Below are 21,728 nucleotides of genomic sequence, written 5' to 3'. Positions count from 1 at the left end.
GACCCGGAGGGATATGTCCACCGTCACCTCGGCGCGCCGCGCCGGGCGGCGGCGTTGGGGACGCCCGCCTACCATCGGGGCCATGCCTCGGTACGCCCGATCGGAGCGCACGGCGCTCGCCGACCTTCTGCTGGCCGTGGGACCGGACGCGCCGACGGTCAACGAGGGGTGGACCACCCGTGACCTCGCCGCGCACCTGATCCTTCGAGAGCGCCGCCCGGACGCGGCCGGGGGGATCGTGCTGCCACCGCTGCGCGGGTACGCCGAGCGGGTACGCCGGCGGATCGCCGCCCACCCCTGGCCCCGGCTGGTCGCGCAGGTGCGCCGGGCGCCGCTGTGGAGCCCGGTCAGCAACCCGGTGACCGACGAGCTGGTCAACACCCTGGAGTTCTACATCCACCACGAGGACGTTCGCCGGGCCCGGGCCGGTTGGCTGCCGCGCGAGCTGGCGGGCGGGCTGCACGCCGCGTTGTGGCGGCGGGTCGTCCCGCAGGCCCGGCTGGCGCTGCGCCGGTTCCCGGCCGACCTGCTCGTCCAGGCACCCGGCCACGGTGAATGCTCCGTCGGCCGGGGCGGTGAGCCGCTGCGGCTGGTCGGGGCGCCCGGGGAGCTGGCGCTGTTCCTGTCCGGCCGGCAGCGGGTCGCCCGGGTGCAGGTCGACGGGTCGGCGGGCCTGGCGGAGCGACTGCGCGGCGCCAACCTGGGCATGTGACGTACTGTACGGAAGCGGTCACAGCTGCATGTGAAAGGTTGGCCACCCAGCGATCAGGGCCGATCCTCGCCTCCCGTACGCTGTGCCGCGCCGTCCGCCCCGGGGCGGCGCGACTGGGGGCGACATGCGGACCTTTGCGCTGTCGGCGCTGCGGGAACCCCCCTTCCCCGTACGGCGCCACGACGGAACGGACCAGGTGGCCAAGGAGAGCACCGAGTGGGCGCGCGGTTTCGGGCTGATCGGTTCCGGGCACCGCCTCCGCCGCGCCGACGCCGCCGGGCTGGCCGGCCGGGCCTGCCCGGAGGGGCCGGTCGAGCGGCTGCGCCTGCTGTCCGACCTGATCTCGTGGCTGTTCGTGATGGACGACGCCTGCGACGAGGATGGCCTCGGCGACACCCCGGCCCACCTGGCGCCGACCATCGCGGCCCTGCTGGACGTGCTGGACCGGCACGGTGAGCCGGCGGCACCGGGGCCGGCCTCGGCCCGCCCGCTCGGCGCGGCGCTGGCCGATCTCTGCCGGCGGGTCCGGGCCGCGGGCGAGCCGGCGGTGCTGCTCCGCTTCGCCAGCCAGGTACGGGAGTACCTGCTGGCACTGCTGTGGGAGGCGGCCAACCGGGAGCACGCCCGGGTGCCCGAGGTGACCGAGTACGTCCAGCTGCGCCGGCACACCGGTGGGGTGCACCCCAGCTTCACCCTGACCGACCTGGCCCTCGGCGGCCTGCCGGGGCCGGCCCGCCGCTCGGACCCGGCGCTGGTCGCCCTCGACCTGCTCGCCGCCGATCTGGTCTGCTGGTGCAACGACGTCTTCTCCTACGGCAAGGAGAACCGCACCACGGACGGGCACAACCTGGTCACCGTGCTCGCCCGGGCCACCGGCGACGACGAGCCGGCGGCCCTGCGGGCGGCGGCCGACCGGTTCAACGACGGTCTGTCGGCGTACCTGGCGGCGGAGGCGGCCCTGCTGGCCACCGGGGACGCGTCGCTGCGGCCGGTGCTGGGCGCCCGGCGCAACTGGATCCGGGCCACCTTCGACTGGTCCCTGGTGGCCGCCCGGTACGCCTGAGGCGTTCCACGTCGCGGGACGAGGCCGTGCCGTGATCGCCGGGGCTAGCCGAGGCCCCGGTACAGGCAATACTCTTCGGTAACGAACACCGACGTGACGGCCGTCACGTCACCACCCCCGAAGGCGGCTACAACGATGGCTCTCGATGTACCGTACCGTTCCATTCCTGACATGTTTCTCAAGCGCGTCGCGGCGACCCCCGACCGCGACGCCTTTGCCCACCCGGCCGCCGACGACTCAGGGCCGGTCTGGTTGAGCTGGGAGCAGGTCGGCCGCCGCGCCAAGGCGGTCGCCGCCGGGCTGCACGGCCTCGGCGTCGGTCAGGAGGATCCGGTGGCGATCCTGGCGAACACCCGGCTCGACTGGGTGATCGCCGACCTCGGCATCATGTGTGCCGGAGGCGCGACCACCACCGTCTACCCGACCACCGAGCCGGAGGACGCGACCTACATCATCGCCGACTCCGGCTCCGTGGTGCTGTTCGCCGAGAACCCGGCGCAGGCCGCGAAGATCGCCGCGGCGCACCTGCCGGCGCTGACCCACGTGGTGCTCTTCGACGGCGAGGCCGACCCGGCCGCCGCCGTGCCCCAGCTCACCCTCGCCGAGCTGGAGGAGCAGGGTGGGCGCCGGCTGGCCGAGCAGCCCGACCTGATCGAGACGATCGTCGCCGGCATCGGCCCGGAGCACCTGGCCACGCTGATCTACACCTCGGGCACCACCGGGCGACCGAAGGGCGTCGAGCTGCTGCACGGCGGCTGGTGCTGGGAGGGGGTGGCCCAGGCCGAGCTGGGGCTGCTCCGCGACGACGACCTGCAGTACCTCTGGCTCCCGCTGTCCCACTCGTTCGGCAAGACCCTGCTCTGCGGGGTCATCCACGTCGGCCTGTCGACGTACGTGGACGGGCGGGTGGACAAGCTGGTCGACATGCTGGCGGTGGTGAGGCCGACGCTGATGTGCGGGGCTCCCCGGATCTTCGAGAAGGTCTACAACCGGGCGGTCACCACCGCGCAGGACGCCGGCGGCGCGAAGGCGAAGATCTTCGCCTGGGGCGTCCAGGTCGGCAAGGAGAAGGTCACCCTGGAGCAGGCCGGCAAGCCGGTCCCGGCCGGGCTCAGGCTGCGCTACACGGTGGCCGAGAAGCTGGTGTTCAGCAAGCTCCAGGCCCGCCTCGGCGGCCGGATCCGGGTGCTCGTCTCCGGCGCCGCCCCGCTCAGCCCGGAGATCGCCACCTTCTTCGCCGCGGCGAACCTGCCGATCTCCGAGGGCTACGGCCTCACCGAGACCAGCGCCGGCAACTTCGTCAACCAGCCGGACGGGCTGCGCATCGGCACGGTCGGCAGGGCGATGGGCGACCTGGAGTGCCGGATCGACACCGACGGCGAGATCCTGGTCCGCGGCCGGCCGGTGATGCGGGGCTACCACAACCTGCCGGAGGAGACCGCGGCGGCGTTCACCGAGGACGGCTTCTTCCGCACCGGCGACATCGGCAGCCTGGACGACGACGGCTACCTCACCATCACCGATCGGAAGAAGGACCTGGTCAAGACGTCGGGCGGGAAGTACATCGCGCCCTCGCACATCGAGGGGATGTTCAAGGCGACCTGCCCGTACACCTCCCAGGCGGTGGTGATCGGCCAGGCCCGCAACTTCTGCACCATGCTGGTCACCCTCGACCCGGATGCGATCACAGGCTGGGCCGCGGGCACCCCGCTGGAGGGCCGCTCGTACGCCGAGATCGTCGCCTCGCCGGAGGCGCAGGCCATGGTCGAGGGGTACGTCGCGCAGCTCAACAGCAAGCTCAACCGCTGGGAGACGATCAAGAAGGTCACCATCCTGCCGCGCGACCTGACCATCGAGGACGGTGAGATCACGCCGTCGCTCAAGATCAAGCGACGTGGCGTGGAGAGCAACTTCGCCACCGAGATCGAGAAGATGTACGCCGGTACGGTCGCCGAGATCTGAGCCGGCAGACGGCCCCGTACCGCGGCGCGGTGCGGGGCCGTCGCCGTCTGCCGGCCGCGTCACAGGTGGCGTCGGCGCCACCTGGTCTGCTCGGCCTCGACGGCGAGCTGCTCCTCCAGCGCCACCTGCCGCACCCGCCCGCGCAGCGGGGCGTCGGCGACGGTCTGCGCCGCGATCAGCGCCACGGTGACCGCGGCCAGCAGCCCCAGCGCGATGAGCTCGGGCAGCCGCGCGCCCACCGGGACCGCCGCGGCCAGCAGCAGCACCGCTGCGACCGACGGCCAGCGGAACGCCCCGAGCACCCGGCGACCCAGGGCCACCAGCGCGACCAGGTAGAGCCCCACGCCGCCGTAGAGCGCGAGCAGGTCGAACCCGGGCAGCCGCACCCCCCACCTCGGGGTGGACGGGTCGGCTCCCTCGTCGAGCAGCCCCTTGAGCCCGAGAGCGAACAGGATGATCCCGGCGACCAGCGGCAGGTGCAGGTAGGTGTAGGCGTCCCGGGCCAGGGCGGCGCGGGCGGCCCGGTCCCGCGTGCGGTGCAGCGTCTGCTCCAGGGCGAGCGCGAGCGTGTCGAAGTACGCCCACCACAGGGCGGCGACCACCGCGATGCCGAGCACGGCCGCGACGATGATCGGCCAGCTCAGCGGCAGGCCGGCGACGAAACCGGGCCCGAGGCCGAGACCGAGGATCGATTCGCCGAGCGCCACCAGGACGATCAACCCGTGCCGTTCCGCCCAGTGACCGGCCGAGAGCACGGGCCACCCGGTGCCGCGCAGGGCCAGCCCCACGCCGTACTCCACGGCGAGCGCGGCGAGCCACAGGGCGAGCCGGGCGAGGCCCTCGGCCGGCCCGTCGAAGAGCCGCTGCGGCACCAGCGCGGCGGTGACGATCAGCGCCGTGGCCACCACCACCGGCACCACGAGCAGCAGGAACCGCCGGCGCAGGTCCCGGTCGTGGCGGACCAGCCAGCCGAAGATCGCCACCTGGGAGGCACGGACCAGGAAGTAGCAGGTCACGAAGACCAGCGGCCCGGGCATCCCGCCGGGCCTGTCAAGGAACGCCTGGGGCAGGGCCAGCACGAACACGAAGGCCGCCGCCGCGGTCGCGAAACCGACCAGCGGCACGACCCCCTGATCGGTGCGGATCACGTTGCCGAGCGCGGCGAAGCCCGTCCAGGCCCACCAGAGCAGGGCCAGCAGGATCAGGCACTGCGTCAGGCCACGGACGGTGGGGTTGCCGGCGGTCACGGTGGTGACGTTGAGAAAGGCGAAGACGAAGACCAGGTCGTAGAAGAGCTCGAGCCGGGTGGCGCGGGAACCCGGCGCGCTCGGCCGGATCCCGCGTGACCACCGGACGCCGCCCGCGCTCTCCACCAGGGCAGTGTGTCAGCCGCCGACGGGCGGGCAGCGGGGATCGGCCGAGGCCCGCACCGCCCGTCACCCGCCCGGCCCCGCCACGGGCCGGTGCCGGGGCCGGGCACCGCCGGCCATCGCGCCCGGCACGCGGACGGCGGACCGGTGCCCGGATCGGCGGCGCGGTGCGCCGGGTGCCCGTCAGGCGAAGACGGCCGGCTCGCGCCACCGCGGCCGGCCGGCCCGGTCCAGGTCGTAGCGGACGGCGGCGATCCGCCCGACGGCCTCGACCAGGTCCGCGGCGGGCAGGGTGAAGGGCAGCCGGAGGAACCGTTCCAGCGTCCCGTCCAGGCCGAACCGGGGACCGGGCGCCAGCCGTACGCCGACCTCCTCGGCGGCCCGGGCGAGCGCGCTGGAGATCGGCCCGTCGAGTTCGGCCCAGAGGGTCACCCCGCCGTGCGGCACGGTGACCCGCCAGTCCGGCAGCCGCTGCGCGAGCGCGTCCAGCAGTGCGTCGCGCTGGGCGGTGAGCTGCGCCCGGCGGGCGGCGACGATGGCCGGCGCGACGGCCAGCAGGTGCACCGCGACCAACTGGTCCAGCACCGGGCTGGCCATGTCGACCCCGACCCTGGTGGCGGCCAGCCGCTGCACCTGCGGGGCGGAGGCGCGGACCCAGCCGATCCGCAGGCCACCCCAGAACGGCTTGCTCATCCCGCCGATGGTGACCACCCGGGAGTGCCGGTCGAAGCTGGCCGTGGGCGGCGGCAGCACCGTGCCGTCCAGCGGCAGGTCCACGAAGGACTCGTCGACGACCAGGTCGGTGCCGACGGCGTGGGCGGTGGCGACGAGCCGCTCCCGCAGCTGCGCCGGCATCAGGTGACCGGTCGGGTTCTGGAAATCCGGGATCAGGTAGGCGAGCTTGGGCCGGGCCTGCCGGAGGCCGCCGAGCAGCAGGTCGGCGTCCCAGCCGGGCTCCTCAAGGGCCAGGCCGTGGGTGCTGATCCGGGCCCGGCGGGCGGCGAGCGCGGCGAGCGCGTTCGGGTAGCTGGGCGCCTCGACCAGCACGCTGCCGCCGGGGGCGAGCGCCAGCCGGAGCACCAGGTCGAGGGCGTGCTGGGTGCCGTTGGTGACCATGATCTGTTCGGGCGAGGTGGGCAGCCCACGCTCGGCGTACGAGCGGGCCACCGCCTCGCGCAGCTCGATGATCCCGGTTGGGTGGTAGCCGGCGCCGCACAGGTAGCGGGGCAGGTCCTCGGCGGCGGCCCGGGCGGCCGGCAGCAGCTCCGGCGGGGCGGCCAGCGCGGCGACCCCGAGGTCAATCATGTCCCGGTCGTCCAGCGGGGTCCACAGCCCGGTGCTGGCCATCCGGTGGTTGCCGGGGAGCATGGTCCAACTGCCGGCGCCGCGCCGGCTGGCCAGGTGGCCGCTCTCCCGCAGCTCCCGGTACGCCGCGGTGACCGTGGTCCGGCTGATCTTCAGCGCCTCGGCCAGCTCCCGCTCGGCCGGCAGGCGGACCCCCAGCGGCAGCCGGCCGTCGGCGAGCAGGCCCCGGACCGCGCCGGCCAGGGCGGCGTAGTCGGGGCTGCGCCGGCGCCCCGGGAGGGCGTGCCACTGCCCGAGCAGCCTGGCCAATTGGGCTCCCCGAACCTGACTCGTCACGACCACTCCTCGAACATTGGCACTTTCATCCCCCTAATTGGCCCCTAGGGTGGCATGGGTGGCAGCGATTGGCAATCTCCGGCACCGCCCGGTACGGCGGCTCACCCAGCTCTACGCGGGACTCGTCCTGTACGGCGTCAGCATGGCCCTGATGATCAGGTCCGGGCTGGGCCTGGATCCCTGGGACGTCTTCCACCAGGGACTGTCCCGGCGCACCGGGCTCTCCTTCGGCACGGTGACCATCGCGGTGGGCGCGCTGGTACTGCTGCTGTGGATCCCGCTGCGGCAGCGGCCCGGCATCGGCACGGTCAGCAACGTACTGGTGATCGGGCTGGTGGTGGACGCCACCCTGGCCGTGCTGCCGGCCGGCGGGCCGCTCGCCGTGCGCGGCGGGCTGCTGGTCGCCGGCATCGTGGCCAACGGCGCGGCGACCGGCATGTACATCGGGGCCCGGCTCGGTCCCGGCCCCCGGGACGGCCTGATGACCGGCTACGTGGCCCGCCGGCCCGGCCGATCGATCCGGCTGGTCCGCACCGTCATCGAGGTCACCGTGCTGGCGCTGGGCTGGCTCCTCGGCGGCACCGTGGGCGCCGGCACGGTCGCCTACGCGCTCACCATCGGGCCGCTGACCCAGTTCTTCCTGCCGGTGTTCACCGTCGCCGGGCCGGAAGCCCCCGCCCCCGGTCGGGTCGAGCCGCTGCCGGCCGCCTGAGGCTTACCGGCGGCCGGGACGTCCAACATCTGTCCCTCCACCGTCACCGTCAGTCGCCGCGGGCCACCGGGTGTTCCCTTCGGCCATGGTGACCCGGCAGAATCTCCACATGGGGGAGAGCGGATGGCGGTGGAGCGACGCCTGGATCTTCGTCTCGCTGGTGATCGCGAGCGGCGCCGGACGACACCGCCGGTCGCCCTCCAGCCGCCGTCCGGAGGGCGTGCGCCTCGCCGACGTGCTCTCCACCGCCGACCACCTCAACCAGGCGATCCCGCAACGGCACGAGGTGGAGGCGGCGGTCCGCCGCCTGGTCGGGGCCGGCCTGGTCAACGTGAGCGACGGCTGGTTCCGGATCACCCCCGACGGCGAGCGGCTCTGGCGCACCCGGCCGAACGCCGGGTTGTCCACCACGGTGGACACCGTGCAGGGGGTGCTCAGCCGCCGGCACCCGCCGGTCAGCGCCGACTGGCACCTCGACGAGGCCGACCACGCCGCGGCCGTCCAGGAGTACGTGGTCCGCTCGATCCCAGCGCCCCGACGCTCCCCGGAGAACCGGACCCACCAGGAGTGACGGGCAGCCCGTGGCCGGCCCGGGTGTCCAGCCCGGGGGCCGTCAGCGGACCGGGTGCCCCGCCCCGCGCAGCGCGTCCTTGACCTCGGCCACAGTCAGCTCACCGAAGTGGAAGACGCTGGCGGCCAGCACCGCGTCCGCGCCGGCGCCGATCGCTGGCGGAAAGTGCGCCACCTCACCCGCGCCGCCGCTGGCCACCACCGGCACGTCCACCACCCGGCGCACCGCGCCGATCAGTTCGAGATCGAAGCCTGCCTTGGTGCCGTCGGCGTCCATGGAGTTGAGCAGGAGCTCCCCCGCGCCGAGCTCGGCGCCGCGCCGCGCCCACTGCACCGCGTCCAGCCCGGTGCCACGCCGGCCGCCATGCGTGGTGACCTCGAAGCCGCTGGGCGTGGTGCCCGCCGGCGCGCGCCGCACGTCCAGCGAGAGCACCAGCACCTGCCGGCCGAACCGGTCGGCGATCTCGGCGATCAGCTCGGGACGGGCAATCGCGGCGGTGTTCACCCCGACCTTGTCCGCCCCGGCGCGCAGCAGGGTGTCGACATCGGCGACCTGCCGTACGCCGCCGCCGACGGTCAGCGGGATGAAGACCGACTCCGCGGTGCGCCGCACCACGTCGAGCATGGTTCCCCGGTCACTGGCCGAGGCGGTGACGTCGAGGAAGGTCAGCTCGTCGGCGCCGGCCCGGTCGTACGCCGCGGCCAGCTCCACCGGGTCGCCGGCGTCGCGCAGGTCGAGGAAGTTGACCCCCTTGACCACCCGGCCGGCGTCCACGTCCAGGCAGGGGATCACGCGTACCGCCACCGTCATGCCGCGAGCCTATCCTCCCCGGGCACGGCGGCGGCCGGCCCGGCCGGGCTGACCGCCGCCGGCGAGGCCCGGGTCACACCCGGACGAGCATCTTCCCCAGGTTCTCGCCGCGCAGCAGGCCGAGGAACGCCGCCGGGGCGTTCTCGATGCCGTCGACAACCGTCTCGTCATAGGAGACGCTGCCGTCGCGCAGCCAACCGGACATCTCCCGCACGAACTGCTCGCGCAGCCCGCCGTGGTCGCCGACCAGGAAGCCGCGCAGGGTGAGCCGCTTGCCGATGACCAGCGCCAGGTTGCGTGGCGCGGCCGGCGGCCGGAGGTCGTTGTACTGCGCGATCATGCCGCAGATCGCGGCCCGGCCGTGCGGCCGCATCGCGGCGATCGCGGCCTCCAGGTGGTCCCCGCCGACGTTGTCGAAGTAGACGTCGATCCCGTCGGGGGCGGCCGCCCTGAGCGACTCCCGCACGGGGCCGTCGTGGTAGTCGAAGGCGGCGTCGAAGCCGAGTGCCCGCAGCCGCTCGACCTTCGCCGCCGAGCCGGCGCTGCCGACCACGCGCGCCGCGCCCTTCAGCCTGGCGATCTGGCCGACCAGGCTGCCCACCGAACCGGCGGCGGCGGAGACGAAGACCCGCTCCCCCGGCTTCATCCCGGCCACGTCGAGCAGCCCGGCGTACGCGGTCAACCCGGTCATGCCGAGCACGCTCAGGTATGCGGTCACCGGGGCGAGGGTGGGGTCGACCACCCGGGCCGCCTTCGCGTCGAGCAGCGCGTACTCCCGCCAGCCGAGGCCGTGCAGCACGGTGTCGCCGGGCTTGACGCCCTCGGCCTCGCTGGCCACCACCTCGCCGACCGCCCCGCCGTCGAGCGGCGCGTCGAGCGGGAACGGCGGCAGGTACGACTTGACGTCGTTCATCCGCCCGCGCATGTACGGGTCGACCGACAAATACTGGTTGCGGACCACGATCTGGCCCGGGCCAGGGGTGGGCACCTCGGTGGTGACGAGGCGGAAGTTCTCGGCGGCCGGCCAGCCCTGGGGACGGGAGGCCAGGTGGATCTCGCGGTTGGTCGTCACGGGTGGGTGGTCCTTTCGTTCGCGGTCGGCACGCCGGGGCGTCAGGCCGCCAGGGCCTCGCGGACGGTGAGGGCGACCTCGATGTTGCCGCGGGTCGCGTTCGAGTAGGGGCAGACCTGGTGCGCCTGGGCGACCAGTTGCTCGGCCGCGGCGCGCGGCACCGCGGGCAGGTCGACCACGAGTGCGACGGTGAGGCCGAAGCCACCGCTGCCGTTCGGGCCGATGCCCACCTCCGCCTGCACGACCGAGCCGGTCACGTCGGCCTTGGCGCGGCGGGCGGCCCGCCGCAGCGCGGAGTGGAAGCAGGCCGCGTAGCCGGCGGCGAAGAGCTGTTCCGGGTTGGCGGCGCCGCCGGCGCCCCCCAACTCCTTCGGGGCGGCCAGGTCCAGCTCGACGATGCCGTCGGAGGTACGGACGTGGCCGTCCCGGCCGTCGCCGGTGGCCAGGGCGGACGCGGTGTAGAGCACCTGCATGGGGGTCACTGCTCCTTCTGTCGGTGGATCGTCTCGGTGACCCGGGTGAGGGTGTCGCGCAGGGCGACGAGCTCCGCCGCGGAGAGGCCGGTGGCGCGGGCCACCGCCAGCGGCACCTCGTCCATCCGCTCCCGCAGGGCCCGCCCCTCGTCGGTGAGGCCCACCTCCACCCGCCGCTCGTCGCGCGCGGAGCGCCGCCGGACCACCAGGCCCGCCCCCTCCAGCCGCTTGAGCAGCGGGGAGAGCGTGCCGGAGTCCAGCCGCAGCTGCGCGCCGAGCTCGGAGACCGTGGGTGCGTCGTCGCCGTGCTCCCAGAGCACCAGCAGCACCAGGTACTGCGGGTAGGTCAGCCCGAACCCGTCGAGGATGGGCCGGTACACGTCGGTCAGCGCGCGCGACGCGGCGTAGAGCGCGAAGCACACCTGCCGCCGCAGCACCAGATCATCGGTCATGCCGAGACAGTAGCGCACAATTTAGTTGTGCACAACATATCGGGGTGGCGCGGAGCAGGTCGCCGGCCTGGTCGTGGTCGACCGCGAGCCCCGGCCCGCCCTCCTCGCCGCCGCGCCCCGCTCAGAGCCGTCCGGCCACGGTACGGGCCACCCGCTCCAGCGGCGCCCGGTTCTCCACCGGATCGTTGAGCCGGACCAGGCGGACCGACACCCAGCGGCCCGAGCGGTGGACGAAGACCGCCTCGTGGCTCGCGTACGCCTCGTCGCCGACCCCGGACAGCGGCCGCAGCTCATGGCCGAGCTCCCGCTCGATGTCGAGGAACTTCTTCGCCCCGTCGCCGACGAAGACCTCCACCTGCGCGGTCGGCCCGCTGACCGGGCCACGGTAGGTGCAGGTCTCCTTCACCGGTTGGGCGTCCTCCAGCGGCGTGCCGGCGAGTTGCTCGGCCTCCCGCTTGGACACCAGCGCGCACGGGTCGGGGCTCGGCGCCGGCGAGGACACCTCCGGCTCGCCGGTCGCGGTGGCCGCCTCAGACGGCACCTCGACCCCGGCGGCGGGCGGGGCGGCGGGCTCGTCGCCGGCGCACCCGGCGAGCGCCCCGGCCGCCAGCCCGACCAGCGCCGCGAGCAGCGGCACCGGCCGCCCGCCACGACATGTCTGCTTCACGTCGATGTCCCCTCTTCTCGATGCACGGTGGTCAGGGCCGATCGTCCGGCACGGCGATCCACTCAGCCGCGCCCAACCGGTCGACCCGCCAGCCGGCGCCGGCCGCCACCGCGGCGACCGTCTCCGCGTCGGGCCCCTCGACCAGCGCGAGCACCACCTCGTCGGCCGGGATGCGCAGTGCCCCGCGCAACCGGGTGGCGCCGGTGGTCAGCCGGCCGACCGGCTCGTCGGCGCGCTCCCCCGGACCGCGGTCGTAGCGTTCCAGCACGAAGAGGCGGGTCATTCCTCGACGCTAGGTCGGGGCGCCCGCGGGGTAATCGGGTGTTTCCCTACGCTTCGACGTCGCCGGCGCGGGCCATCACGGCGCCCAGCTCGGCGCGGCTGGCGACGCCGAGCTTGCGGTAGACCCGGGCGAGGTTCGCCTCGACCGTCTTCGGGCTGATGAAGAGCGTGTCGGCGATGACGCGGTTGGTCCGGCCTGCGGCGGCGAGCCGGGCCACCTCCAGCTCGGTGCCGGTGAGCTGGCGGGGCGCGGCCGGGCGGCCACCCGTGCGGGCGGCCTCGGCGCGGGCCCGGGCCGCCAGGGCGGCCGCGCCCAGCGCGTCGAACTCCGCGGCGGCCGCGGTCAACGCGTCCCGGGCCTCCCGCCGACGGCGGATCCGGCGGTACGCCACCCCGGCGATCAGCAGGCAGCGGGCCCGGTCCAGAGGCACGACGTCCGCCGGCACCGTGGCCCGGGCGGCAGCCAGTTCCGCCAGTGCGTCCGACGGGTCCCGGCCACGGGCACCGGCCAGCAGCACCCGGCTGCGGGCCAGCCCCAGCGTGGTCCACGGCCGGGGCAACCGCCGGTGCCGGGCGGCCAGCCGGTCCAGCACGGCCTCGGCGGTGGCCAGGTCGCCGGCACCGACGCAGGCCTCCAGCCAGTCCGGTTCGAAGCGCTGCGCGAGCGGCTCGACCAGGCCCAGCTCGTCGACGGCGGCGGCCAGCTCGCCGTAGTGCCGGGCCGCGGCGGCCAGCCGCCCACCGGTGAGCGCGGTAAACCCGGCCAGCTGTTCGTGGATCCGCCGGCACCACTGGTCGTCCAGCTCGGCCGCCCGGCGCAGCCCGGCCTCGGCGATCCGGGTGGCCTCGGCCAGCCGCCCCCGGTACGCGCACAACAGCCCGTCCATCCAGTCCTCGCCGACCAGGTCGCCGCCGTGCTGCTCGCCCAGCTCCCGGGCGGCGGCGACGTGCGCCGCGGCGGCCGGCCACCGGCCGGCGAGCAGCTCGGTCTCCCCCAGATGGGACAGCAGCTCGTGCCAGGACGGCTCGTCACCGCGGGCGACCGCCCGCTCCAGCATCCAGTGCAGCCGCTCACGGGCCCGTCCGTGCTCGTCCACCGCCCTCCACCACACCGCCGGCACGATGCCGGCCAGCCAGGACGGCTCCGGCCCCTCCAACTCCAGCGCCCGGTCCAGCAGTTCGGTACGGGCCGGCAGCCCGGCCCGCACCTCGTTGAAGAGCAGCAGCAGAAGCGCCGCGGCGTGCACCGGGCGGTCGTCGGGGCTGCCGGCCAGCAGGGCGGCCGCCGCCTCCGCGTGCGCCCGGGCCGCGTCCGGGGCGTCCCGGAACAGGCTGAGGTGGGCGTGGATCCGCCCGGCCAGCGGCGACCCCTCCGGGGCCGCCGCCAGCGCCCGTTCGGCCGCCGCCCAGGCCGCCTCCGGCGGCTCGTTGGAGCTCCACGCGACGACCGCCCGCAGCAGCAGCGCCTCCGCCCGCGCCGGGCCGGTCAGCTCCTCCGCTGCCCGCTCGGCGGCCGCCTTCGCCGCCGGGTAGTCCCCGCTGTCGTACCGGCACCGCACGGCGGCCAGTCGCCACCGGCCGTGCTCGTCGGCGCCGGCCGGCGGGGTGAGTCCGGCCGCCGTGTCGTACAGCCCGGCGGCGGTCTCCGGCGCCCCGCGGGCCCGCTGCCGGTCGGCGGCGGCCGCGATCAGGGCCGCCGCCTCCGGGTCGAGCCCGGTCACGCAGCGGGCCAGCTGCCGGGCCCGCTCGTCCGGGTCGCGCGCCGTGTCGGCGAGCAGCCGGTGCAGCCGACGGCGCACCCCGGGCGGTACCTCGGCGCGCACCGCGGCCGCGTACACCGGGTGGGCGAAGCCGACGGCGTCCCCGGTGACGGCGACCAGGCCGGCCTCCTCGGCCGGGTCGAGGTCGGCCGCCGGCACCCCGGCCCGGGCCAGCCCGGTCAGGGTGGGCACCCCGGAGAGCGCGGCCAGACGGATCGCGTGCCGGGTCGGCGCCGGCAGGGCGGCCAGCCGGTCGGCGACCAGGCGCCGCAGCGACGGCGCGGCCGGCAGGTCGGCGCCGGGCGCCGGCAGGCGGGGCATCCGGAGCACCGCCCGGGTCAGTTCGATGGCGAGCAGCGGGTTACCGCCGGCCTCCCGGGCAATCCGGACCAGCAGCGGTCGGGGCAGCGCGGCGCCGGGTTCGGCGCGCAGCACGTGGTGCAGCGCCCCAACGCCGAGCGGGCCCAGCGCGACCCGCACCGGCCGGGCGCCGGGGTCGAGCCCGAGCGGAAGCGGCTCCGCGCCGGGCCGGTCGGCGCGGGCGGTGAGCAGGACGGCGACCCGGGGTACCAGCCGGCGCAACGCGAACCGCAGCGCCCGCTCGCTCGGCGGGTCGAGCCACGGCGCGTCGTCCACCGCCACCAGCACCCGCGGCACGGCCGGGTCAGCGGCGGCGTCGTCGAGCACCGCCCGGGTGGCGACCCCCACCGTCCGTTCGTCGACCGGCTGGGTCAGCTCGCCGGTGAGCAGCACCCCGGCCAGCGCCGCGCGCTGCGGCGCGGGCAGCTCCGGCACCCGCGTGGACACCGGGGCCAGCAGGTCGGCCAGCGCCGCGAACGGCAGCCCCGTCTCGACCTCCGTCGGCGCGCAGGCCAGCACCAGCCAACCGTCCCGGCGGGCGGCGGCCAGCAGCGCCCGGTGCACGGCCGTCTTGCCGATCCCGGCCGGGCCCTCGACGAGCACCGGCCGCCCGTCGGCCAGGGCCCGCCGGACCCGGTCGACCTCCTCGTCCCGGCCGACGGCCGCCCCGCTCACCGGGCCAGTCTGGCATCGGGGCACCCGGCCGGTCGCCAACCGGACGGCGGATCGGGTCTCGCCGTCCGGCCGGAACCCGTCCGGCGCCGCCGCCGTGGGCCCACTCGCCTGGGCGAAACGCGGCTAGCGGCCGCCCAGGTACGCCTCCAGCTCGACCTCGACCAGCTGGTCGGGATCGAGCAGGCCGGCCACGACCACCATGGTGGCGGCCGGGCGGACGGCGCCGAAGACGGCGTGGTGCGCCCGGCCGACCTCGTCGGCGTACGCCCGGTCGGTGACGTACATCCGGGTCCGGACCACGGCGGCCGGCTGCGCGCCGACCTCGGCGAGCGCGTCCAGCGCGATCCGCAGCGCCTGTGCGGTCTGCGCGGCGGCGTTCCCGACGTGGGTCACCAGCCGTCCATTGTGGAGGTTTACCCGGCGGTCCAGGCCAGGTCGCCGACCCGGACGACCCGCGAGTAGCCGTAGCGCGCCTCCCACGGGCCACCCGAGCCGAGCCGGGTGACGGTCACGCCGCGGCCAGGGTCCGCAGCGCCTGGGCCACTGTGAAGGCGCCCGCGTAGAGCGCCTTGCCGGTGATCACGCCCTCCACGCCCAGCGGCTCCAGGGTGGCCAGCGCCCGCAGGTCGTCCAGGGTGGAGACGCCGCCGGAGGCGATGACCGGCGCGTCGGTACGCGCGCAGACCTCGCGCAGCAGGTCCAGGTTCGGCCCCCGCATGGTGCCGTCCTTGGTGATGTCGGTGACCACGTACCGGGCGGCGCCGGCCTTGTCCAGCCGTTCCAGCACCTCGTACAGGTCACCGCCGTCGCGGGTCCAGCCCCGCGCGGAGAGGGTACGCCCGCGCACGTCCAGCCCGATGGCCACGCGGTCGCCGTACTCGCCGCAGACCCGGTCGCACCAGTCGGGGTTCTCCAGGGCGGCGGTGCCGATGTTCACCCGGGCGGCGCCGGTGCCGAGCGCGGCGTGCAGCGACTCGTCGTCCCGGATGCCGCCAGAGAGCTCTACCTTCACGTCGAGCTGCCGCACCACCTCGGCGAGCAGGTGCGCGTTGGAGCCCCGCCCGAACGCGGCGTCCAGGTCGACCAGGTGGATCCACTCGGCGCCGTCACGCTGCCAGGCCAGCGCGGCCTCCAGCGGGTCGCCGTAGGTCGTCTCACTGCCGGCGGCGCCCTGCACGAGGCGGACGGCCTGGCCGTCGGCGACGTCGACGGCGGGCAAAAGGGTGAGGCTCACGTCTTCTCCTCGGGGTCAGGTTCGGCGGTCCAGGGCGATCACCACGATCGCCGGCAGTACGAGCACCAGCAGCGCGCTCAGCGCGATCCGCAGCGCCAGGTCGTCCACCAGTGACCAGATCAGGATCATCGCCGCCAGGGTCAGCAGCACGATGGCGGCGCGCTCGCCGCGGCTGCGCCGGGGCAGCCGGCCGGTGCGCCCGCGCCGCCAGGTCGGGGTCATCCGTCGGACCAGTGCCCGGCGGCGCGCCCGGCGGGCGAGCTGCCGCTGCCGGACGAACCGTTCCCGGGCCGCCTCGGCCTCCCGGGCCGCCCGGCGACGGGCCCGCTCCTTGCTCATCGGGCACCCCGCCGGCGCCCGCGCCCGTCCGCGGCGCGGCCCGGTGGCACCGCCGGGCGACCCCGCTCAGTCACCGGGGGCCAGCGTCGCCAGCCAGTTACGCAGTAGCGCGGCACCGGTGTCGGCGGACTTCTCGGGGTGGAACTGGGCGGCCGACAGCGGGCCCCGCTCCACGGCCGCCACGAAGTCGGTCTCGTGGTGGGCGGTGGTGACCGTCGCGCCGGCGCCGGCCAACGCGTCCCGGTCCCCGACCGCGTACGAGTGGACGAAGTAGAACCGACTGTCGGCGGGCAGGCCGGCGAAGAGCATCGACCCGGGCGGCGCCTGCACGGTGTTCCAGCCCATGTGCGGCAGCCGGGTGGCGGCCAGCCGGGTCACCCCGCCGGGCAGCAGGCCGAGCCCCTTGGTCACCACGCCGTGCTCGTCGCCGTGCTCGAAGAGCACCTGCATGCCGACGCAGATGCCCAGCACCGGACGGCCGGCGGCGACCCGCTCGGCGATCACCGGGCCGGCGCCGAGCGCCTCGATCCCGGCCATGCAGGCGGCGAAGGCGCCCACCCCGGGCACCACCAGGCCGTCCGCCTCGGTGGCGGCGGCCAGGTCGTCGGTGACGGTCACGTTCGCCCCGGCGGCGGCCAGCGCCCGCTCCGCCGACCGCAGGTTGCCCGACCCGTAGTCGAGCACGACCACCCGGCTCACGCGCCCTCCCCCGGGATCAGCCAGAGCACCCCGCCGGCGGTGGCCAGCGCGGCCAGCAGCGCGGTGACGACCACCGCGCCGCGCGGGGCGCCCTGCCGGTGCAGCGACCAGGCCCCGCCGACCAGCACGCCGGCCAGGATCAGCAGCAGCATCGGCAACACCGCGCCCATCAGCTCCGCCCTCCGTCGACGAGCGCGGCGGGCCGCGCCGCGGTCCGGGCGCCCATCAGAGCGCGCCCTTCGTGCTGGGGATCGCGCCCTGGGCGCGCGGGTCGATCGCGGTGGCCTCGCGCAACGCGCGGGAGACCGCCTTGAACTGCGCCTCGACCACGTGGTGCGCGTCCGGGTGGCCACCTGGCCGGGCCGCCCGCAGCACGTCCACGTGCAGGGTGATCCGGGCCGCCTGGCCGAACGACTCCCAGATGTGCCGGGTCATGCTGGTCGGGTAGACCGGGCCGATGTACGGGGCCAGCGGCGGCTCGTCGTGCACGACGTACGGGCGGCCGGAGAGGTCGACGGCGGCCCGGACCAGGACCTCGTCCATCGGCACGGTGGCCGAGCCGTACCGCCGGATGCCGGCCTTGTCCCCCAGCGCCTGCTCGAACGCGGCGCCGAGGGCGAGCGCGGTGTCCTCCATCGTGTGGTGGGCGTCGATCTCCAGGTCGCCGACGGTCTGCACGGTCAGGTCGAAGCCCCCGTGCCGGGCGATCTGGTGGAGCATGTGGTCGTAGAAGCCGACGCCGGTGCCGATCTCGGCCCGGCCGGTGCCGTCGAGGTCGATCTCGACGAGGACCTTGGTCTCCTTGGTGATCCGCTCCACCCGGGCGGTCCGGCTCATTGCTCGCCTTTCGGTCGCGACTGCGGGGCTCGCGAGTTCACTCCTCGCGCTCCCACGAGAGCTTCTTCATTGCGGAAAGGAAGGCGCCGGTCTCGGCGGGGGTGCCGGCGGTGACCCGCAGCCAGCCGGGCAGGCCGACGTCGCGGACCAGCACCCCGGCGTCGAGCAGCGCCCGCCACGCGACGCTCTGGTCGCCGCCGACCTCGAACAGCACGAAGTTGGCGTCGCTGTCGGCGACCCGCAGGCCGCGCCCGCGCAGCTCGGCGACGATCCGGTCACGCTGCTCCATGGTCGCCGCGACGGTGCCGAGCAGGGCGTCGCGGTGCGCCAGCGCCGCCCGGGCCGCGGCCTGGGTCAGCGCGGAGAGGTGGTATGGCAGCCGGACCAGTTGCACCGCCTGCACCACCGCCGGGTCGGCCGCCAGGTAGCCCAGCCGGCCGCCGGCGAACCCGAACGCCTTGCTCATGGTGCGGGTGACCACCAGCCGCGGGCGCCCGGGCAGCACCGCCAGGGCGCTGACCGTGCCGGGGCGGGCGAACTCGGCGTACGCCTCGTCGACCACGACCATGCCGGGTGCGACGTCGAGCACCGCGGTGACCACCGCCGGGTCCAGCGCCGTGCCGGTGGGGTTGTTCGGCGAGCAGAGGAAGACCACGTCCGGTGCGTGCTCGCGGACCTGCGCCACCGCCTCGTCGGCGGTCAGCCCGAAGTCGACCCGCCGGGCGGCCGGGATCCACCGGGTGCCGGTGCCCAGCGCCAGCAGCGGGTGCATGGAGTACGCCGGGGTGAAGCCCAGCGCCGTCCGGCCGGGGCCGCCGAACGCCTGGAGCAGCTGCTGCTGGATCTCGTTGGAGCCGTTGGCCGCCCACACCTGCTCGACGGTGAGCCCGTGGCCGAGGTAGCCGGCCAGGTCGGCGCGGAGCGCCACGGCGTCCCGGTCCGGGTACCGGTTGAGGTCGCGCAGCTCGGCCGCCACGGCCTTGCCGATCGCCTCCACCACCGGCTCGGGCACCGGGTAGGAGTTCTCGTTGGTGTTCAGCCGCACCGGCACGGCCAGCTGAGGCGCCCCGTACGGCGTCAGCCCGCGCAGGTCGTCGCGGATCGGCAGATCGTCCAGGGTGGTCACGAGTCGGCCCCCGGGAAGCGGGCCCGGACCGCCTGCCCGTGCGCGGGCAGGTCCTCCACGGTGGCCAGGGTGACCACGTGCGGGGCCACCTCGCGCAGCGCCTCCCGCGAGTACTCGACCAGGTGGATGCCGCGCAGGAAGGACTGCACGGACAGGCCGGAGGAGTGCCGGGCGCAGCCGCCGGTGGGCAGCACGTGGTTGGAGCCGGCGCAGTAGTCGCCGAGCGACACCGGCGACCAGGCGCCGACGAAGACCGCCCCGGCGTTGCGCACCCGCAGCGCCCACTCCCGGGCGTCCCGGGTCTGGATCTCCAGGTGCTCGGCCGCGTACGCGTCCACGACCCGCAGCCCGGCGTCGAGGTCGTCGACCAGCACCACGCCGCTCTGCTCGCCGGTGAGCGCGGTGGTGACCCGCTCGGCGTGCTTGGTCGCCGGCACCTGCCGGGCCAACTCCCGCTCGACCGCGTCGACCAGCGCCACCGACGGGGTGACCAGCACGCTCGCCGCGAGCGGGTCGTGCTCGGCCTGGCTGATCAGGTCGGCCGCGACGTGCGCCGGGTCGGCCGTGTCGTCGGCAAGGATGGCGATCTCGGTCGGGCCGGCCTCGGCGTCGATGCCGACCACCCCGCGCAGCAGGCGCTTGGCGGCGGTCACCCAGATGTTGCCCGGGCCGGTGATCAGGTCGACCGGGTCGCAGTACGCGCGGGCCTCGGCGTCGACCGCGGCGCCGTACGCCAGCATCGCCACCGCCTGCGCCCCGCCGACGGCGTAGACCTCGTTGACGCCGAGCAGCGCGCAGGCGGCGAGGACCCGCGGGTCGGGCAGGCCGCCGTTGTCCTTCTGCGGCGGGCTGGCCACCACCAGCGAGCGGACCCCGGCCGCCTGGGCCGGCACCACGTTCATCACCACGGTCGACGGGTACATCGCCAGGCCGCCGGGGACGTAGAGACCGACCCGGTCGACCGGCACCCACCGCTCGGTGACCGTGCCGCCCGGCACCACCTGGGTAGTGTGGTCGGTGCGACGCTGGTCGGCGTGCACCTTCCTGGCCCGGCTGATCGACTCCAGCAGCGCGGCGCGCACCTCCGCGTCGAGGGTGCTCTCGGCCGCCGCGATCGCCTCGGCCGGCACCCGCAGCACGTCCGGCGAGACCCCGTCGAACCGCTCGCTCGCCTCCCGGATCGCGTGGTAACCATGCTCCCGGACCGCCGCCACCAGGGGGCGGATCTTCTCGACCGCCACGGAGACGTCGAGCTGGGCACGGGGCAGCAGGCGGCGTGGGTCGCGCACGCCGCCGCGCAGGTCGATCCGGTTCAGCACCCTTGCGAGTCTAGGCTGCCCGCCGCGGGCCGACCCGTGGCGTCCGCACGGCGGGACGGTGAGCCGGGACACGCCGCGGCGGCGGGGTCGGGCTACCCTCGACGCGTGAGTGCGCGGCTGCCGGTGTTTCCGCTCGGGACGGTGCTCTTCCCCGGCCTGGTACTGCCGCTGCACATATTCGAGGAGCGCTACCGGGCCCTGGTGCGGCACCTGGTCGGCCTGCCCGACGGCGCCCCACGCGAGTTCGGCGTGGTGGCCATCCGGGCCGGCTGGGAGGTCGCCCCGACCGGGCCGAACGGCCGCCCGCTGCCGGGCGGCGGCGAGGTGACCCTGCACGAGGTGGGCTGCACCGCCGAGCTGCGGCAGGTCACCGAGCTGGCCGACGGCGGCTTCGACATCGTGACGGTGGGCCGGCGGCGGTTCCGGATCGCCGACGTCGACTCGGGCGCCGCGCCCTACCTGACCGCGGAGGTGGAGTGGCTGCCCGAGCCGGGCGGCCCGGACGAGGTCGCCGACCTGCTCGCCGCCCGGGTGATCGCGGTGTTCCGGCAGTACCTCGGCCTGATCCGCGCCGACCCCGGGGAGATCTCCGAGCAGCTGCCGGAGGACCCGACGGTGCTGTCGCACCTGGTGGCCGCGACGGCGGCGCTGACCGTGGCCGACCGGCAGCGGCTGCTCGCCATCGACGACACCGCGGCCCGGCTCCGCGCCGAGCTGCGGCTGCTCAACCGCGAGGCGGCGCTGCTGCGCCAGGTGCGGGCGGTTCCGGTCCCGCTGGCGGAGCTGGCGTCGCCGCCGACGCCCAACTGAGCCCGGCCGGGCCGGGTTCCGGCTCCGGCCGCAGCGACGGCCACCGTGACCAGCCGGCCAGCAGGGTGTACGTGACGGCGGCGCCGAACGCGGGCAGCAGCAGGTTGCCGTGCGGCACCGGCAGCACGCCGAGCGCCCACTCGATGCCGCCGGCCCGCAGGTCGGCCGGTTTCTCGAAGGCCCGCCCGTCGGGGGCGCTCGCCAGCAACCGCTGGTAGGCGGAGAGCCCGACCCGCCGCCCGACCTGCCAGGCGACCAGCGCCGCGCCGAACGCGCCGAGCACCGCGGCGAGCAGCCCGACCGGCCCCCGGAGCCTGCGCAGCAGGAACCACAGGGCGACCGCGGCCAGCACCCCGAAGGTCAGCCCGAGCAGGCTGAACCAGCCGTCCGCGGCGATCGGCTGCTCCGGCTGCGGCTGGCCGTAGATGGCGCCCCCGGGGGCTTTCACGACCGGGGTGTTCGGGGCCAGCTCCGCCCAGAGCAGCCCGAGCGGCGCGCCGAGCATGGTCAGCGCGAGCCCGGCGCCGGCCGCGAGCCGCGCCGCCCGCCGCCACGGCAGCTCGGGTACCGCCGCCGGGTGCCCGGCCACCGGCGTTGTGGCCGCCGCATCGATCGCTTCGCCGTGCGGCCCGATCACGTCGCCGTGCGGCCCGACCACCTCGCCGTGCGGCCCGACCGGCGGCCCGTCGGCACCGGCCGGTGACCCGGTGGCGGCGTGCCGGGCCGGGGCGGGCGGAGAGGCGGCGCCTGGCGGGGGCGGCCCGCCCGGCGCGCCGGGACGG

The 21,728-nt window shown here is 75.7% G+C and carries 24 protein-coding genes; 6 read left to right on the top strand and 18 right to left on the bottom strand.

The annotated features are described in order from the left end of the window. Nucleotides 1-82 precede the first annotated feature (82 nt). The 3 genes from C1I99_RS07390 (at nt 83) to C1I99_RS07380 (ending at nt 3,737) form a co-directional block, all read left to right on the top strand. A complete protein-coding gene (locus C1I99_RS07390; protein ID WP_111133451.1) occupies nt 83-712 on the top strand; it encodes a TIGR03085 family metal-binding protein in 630 nt (209 codons plus the stop codon). Between the two features lie 124 nt (nt 713-836). Next, nucleotides 837-1,775, top strand: coding sequence for a terpene synthase family protein (locus tag C1I99_RS07385; protein WP_111133450.1), 939 nt, complete (start codon nt 837-839; stop codon nt 1,773-1,775). A 135-nt stretch (nt 1,776-1,910) separates the two neighbouring features. After that, nucleotides 1,911-3,737: an AMP-dependent synthetase/ligase gene (locus C1I99_RS07380; RefSeq protein WP_111133449.1), complete on the top strand. Its 1,827-nt coding sequence runs from the start codon at nt 1,911-1,913 to the stop codon at nt 3,735-3,737. 59 nt (nt 3,738-3,796) lie between these two features. Here the strand turns inward: C1I99_RS07380 and C1I99_RS07375 are convergent, their stop codons facing one another. Both C1I99_RS07375 and yczR read right to left on the bottom strand, forming a co-directional pair. Further along, the gene (locus tag C1I99_RS07375; RefSeq protein ID WP_233512388.1) at nt 3,797-5,110 is read right to left on the bottom strand and encodes a low temperature requirement protein A; all 1,314 of its coding nucleotides are present in this window, start codon (nt 5,108-5,110) and stop codon (nt 3,797-3,799) included. Nucleotides 5,111-5,290: 180 nt separating this feature from the next. Next, the gene (gene yczR, locus C1I99_RS07370; protein ID WP_111133467.1) at nt 5,291-6,748 is read right to left on the bottom strand and encodes a MocR-like transcription factor YczR; all 1,458 of its coding nucleotides are present in this window, start codon (nt 6,746-6,748) and stop codon (nt 5,291-5,293) included. A gap of 58 nt (nt 6,749-6,806) precedes the next feature. Here yczR and yczE point away from each other — a divergent pair, with 58 nt between their 5' ends. Beyond that, entirely contained in the window at nt 6,807-7,460 is a 654-nt protein-coding gene (gene yczE / locus C1I99_RS07365) for a membrane protein YczE (protein ID WP_111133448.1), read from the top strand. A gap of 109 nt (nt 7,461-7,569) precedes the next feature. Further along, a complete protein-coding gene (locus tag C1I99_RS07360) occupies nt 7,570-8,031 on the top strand; it encodes a hypothetical protein (protein ID WP_111133447.1) in 462 nt (153 codons plus the stop codon). Between the two features lie 42 nt (nt 8,032-8,073). Here C1I99_RS07360 and hisF read toward each other — a convergent pair whose 3' ends face one another. The 15 genes from hisF to hisD all read right to left on the bottom strand — a co-directional run bounded on the left by hisF (nt 8,074) and on the right by hisD (nt 20,136). Next, complete coding sequence (gene hisF, locus C1I99_RS07355) at nt 8,074-8,841, bottom strand: imidazole glycerol phosphate synthase subunit HisF (protein ID WP_111133446.1); 768 nt, start codon at nt 8,839-8,841, stop codon at nt 8,074-8,076. Between the two features lie 73 nt (nt 8,842-8,914). Further along, nucleotides 8,915-9,913 carry an NADP-dependent oxidoreductase gene (locus tag C1I99_RS07350; protein ID WP_111133445.1) on the bottom strand — a complete coding sequence of 333 codons (999 nt, stop codon included), beginning with the start codon at nt 9,911-9,913 and terminating at the stop codon, nt 8,915-8,917. A gap of 41 nt (nt 9,914-9,954) precedes the next feature. Then, the gene (locus tag C1I99_RS07345) at nt 9,955-10,386 is read right to left on the bottom strand and encodes an organic hydroperoxide resistance protein (protein WP_111133466.1); all 432 of its coding nucleotides are present in this window, start codon (nt 10,384-10,386) and stop codon (nt 9,955-9,957) included. Between the two features lie 5 nt (nt 10,387-10,391). Continuing rightward, entirely contained in the window at nt 10,392-10,838 is a 447-nt protein-coding gene (locus tag C1I99_RS07340) for a MarR family winged helix-turn-helix transcriptional regulator (protein ID WP_111133444.1), read from the bottom strand. A 121-nt stretch (nt 10,839-10,959) separates the two neighbouring features. After that, on the bottom strand, nt 10,960-11,505 hold the full coding sequence (locus C1I99_RS07335) for a DUF3558 family protein (RefSeq protein ID WP_233512387.1): 546 nt from the start codon (nt 11,503-11,505) through the stop codon (nt 10,960-10,962). A gap of 31 nt (nt 11,506-11,536) precedes the next feature. Further along, a complete protein-coding gene (locus tag C1I99_RS07330) occupies nt 11,537-11,788 on the bottom strand; it encodes a hypothetical protein (protein WP_111133442.1) in 252 nt (83 codons plus the stop codon). A gap of 46 nt (nt 11,789-11,834) precedes the next feature. Then, complete coding sequence (locus tag C1I99_RS07325; RefSeq protein WP_111133441.1) at nt 11,835-14,582, bottom strand: AAA family ATPase; 2,748 nt, start codon at nt 14,580-14,582, stop codon at nt 11,835-11,837. Nucleotides 14,583-14,705: 123 nt separating this feature from the next. Beyond that, nucleotides 14,706-14,975, bottom strand: coding sequence for a Rid family hydrolase (locus C1I99_RS07320; protein WP_233512386.1), 270 nt, complete (start codon nt 14,973-14,975; stop codon nt 14,706-14,708). A 115-nt stretch (nt 14,976-15,090) separates the two neighbouring features. After that, a complete protein-coding gene (gene priA, locus C1I99_RS07315; protein WP_111133440.1) occupies nt 15,091-15,816 on the bottom strand; it encodes a bifunctional 1-(5-phosphoribosyl)-5-((5-phosphoribosylamino)methylideneamino)imidazole-4-carboxamide isomerase/phosphoribosylanthranilate isomerase PriA in 726 nt (241 codons plus the stop codon). A 15-nt stretch (nt 15,817-15,831) separates the two neighbouring features. Then, complete coding sequence (locus tag C1I99_RS07310; RefSeq protein WP_111133439.1) at nt 15,832-16,155, bottom strand: hypothetical protein; 324 nt, start codon at nt 16,153-16,155, stop codon at nt 15,832-15,834. 66 nt (nt 16,156-16,221) lie between these two features. After that, complete coding sequence (hisH, locus tag C1I99_RS07305) at nt 16,222-16,854, bottom strand: imidazole glycerol phosphate synthase subunit HisH (RefSeq protein ID WP_111133438.1); 633 nt, start codon at nt 16,852-16,854, stop codon at nt 16,222-16,224. Beyond that, the gene (locus C1I99_RS33240; protein ID WP_199562034.1) at nt 16,851-17,024 is read right to left on the bottom strand and encodes a CG2302 family histidine operon protein; all 174 of its coding nucleotides are present in this window, start codon (nt 17,022-17,024) and stop codon (nt 16,851-16,853) included. Before C1I99_RS33240 ends, hisH begins: the two co-directional genes overlap by 4 nt. 55 nt (nt 17,025-17,079) lie before the next feature. Then, nucleotides 17,080-17,691 carry an imidazoleglycerol-phosphate dehydratase HisB gene (hisB, locus tag C1I99_RS07300; protein ID WP_111133437.1) on the bottom strand — a complete coding sequence of 204 codons (612 nt, stop codon included), beginning with the start codon at nt 17,689-17,691 and terminating at the stop codon, nt 17,080-17,082. A 37-nt stretch (nt 17,692-17,728) separates the two neighbouring features. Next, nucleotides 17,729-18,817, bottom strand: coding sequence for a histidinol-phosphate transaminase (locus C1I99_RS07295; protein WP_111133436.1), 1,089 nt, complete (start codon nt 18,815-18,817; stop codon nt 17,729-17,731). Further along, nucleotides 18,814-20,136: a histidinol dehydrogenase gene (gene hisD / locus C1I99_RS07290; RefSeq protein ID WP_111133435.1), complete on the bottom strand. Its 1,323-nt coding sequence runs from the start codon at nt 20,134-20,136 to the stop codon at nt 18,814-18,816. The genes C1I99_RS07295 and hisD overlap by 4 nt, the downstream gene beginning before the upstream one ends. A gap of 105 nt (nt 20,137-20,241) precedes the next feature. Here hisD and C1I99_RS07285 point away from each other — a divergent pair, with 105 nt between their 5' ends. Continuing rightward, entirely contained in the window at nt 20,242-20,946 is a 705-nt protein-coding gene (locus C1I99_RS07285; RefSeq protein ID WP_111133434.1) for an LON peptidase substrate-binding domain-containing protein, read from the top strand. Here the strand turns inward: C1I99_RS07285 and C1I99_RS07280 are convergent. Continuing rightward, nucleotides 20,861-21,604 (bottom strand): DUF2567 domain-containing protein, encoded by a 744-nt coding sequence (locus tag C1I99_RS07280; protein WP_438941389.1) that lies wholly within the window; start codon nt 21,602-21,604, stop codon nt 20,861-20,863. The genes C1I99_RS07285 and C1I99_RS07280 overlap by 86 nt on opposite strands. Nucleotides 21,605-21,728: the final 124 nt, after the last annotated feature.

Origin of the sequence: Micromonospora deserti (assembly GCF_003236335.1) — a bacterium.
In the GTDB taxonomy this organism is placed as follows: domain Bacteria; phylum Actinomycetota; class Actinomycetes; order Mycobacteriales; family Micromonosporaceae; genus Micromonospora; species Micromonospora deserti.
The sequence above is the reverse complement of the archived record's forward strand: the minus strand, read 5'-3'. Positions and strand labels throughout refer to the sequence as shown.

Excerpts from the sequence above, each read along its gene's own strand:
- C1I99_RS07390 (WP_111133451.1), top strand. The coding sequence starts at position 83 with ATGCCTCGGTACGCCCGATCGGAGCGCACGGCGCTCGCCGACCTTCTG.
- hisB (WP_111133437.1), bottom strand. The coding sequence starts at position 17,691 with ATGAGCCGGACCGCCCGGGTGGAGCGGATCACCAAGGAGACCAAGGTC.
- C1I99_RS07360 (WP_111133447.1), top strand. The coding sequence starts at position 7,570 with ATGGGGGAGAGCGGATGGCGGTGGAGCGACGCCTGGATCTTCGTCTCG.
- hisF (WP_111133446.1), bottom strand. The coding sequence starts at position 8,841 with ATGACGGTGGCGGTACGCGTGATCCCCTGCCTGGACGTGGACGCCGGC.
- C1I99_RS07310 (WP_111133439.1), bottom strand. The coding sequence starts at position 16,155 with ATGAGCAAGGAGCGGGCCCGTCGCCGGGCGGCCCGGGAGGCCGAGGCG.
- C1I99_RS07340 (WP_111133444.1), bottom strand. The coding sequence starts at position 10,838 with ATGACCGATGATCTGGTGCTGCGGCGGCAGGTGTGCTTCGCGCTCTAC.
- C1I99_RS07330 (WP_111133442.1), bottom strand. The coding sequence starts at position 11,788 with ATGACCCGCCTCTTCGTGCTGGAACGCTACGACCGCGGTCCGGGGGAG.
- C1I99_RS07385 (WP_111133450.1), top strand. The coding sequence starts at position 837 with ATGCGGACCTTTGCGCTGTCGGCGCTGCGGGAACCCCCCTTCCCCGTA.
- C1I99_RS07380 (WP_111133449.1), top strand. The coding sequence starts at position 1,911 with ATGGCTCTCGATGTACCGTACCGTTCCATTCCTGACATGTTTCTCAAG.
- C1I99_RS07345 (WP_111133466.1), bottom strand. The coding sequence starts at position 10,386 with ATGCAGGTGCTCTACACCGCGTCCGCCCTGGCCACCGGCGACGGCCGG.
- C1I99_RS33240 (WP_199562034.1), bottom strand. The coding sequence starts at position 17,024 with ATGGGCGCGGTGTTGCCGATGCTGCTGCTGATCCTGGCCGGCGTGCTG.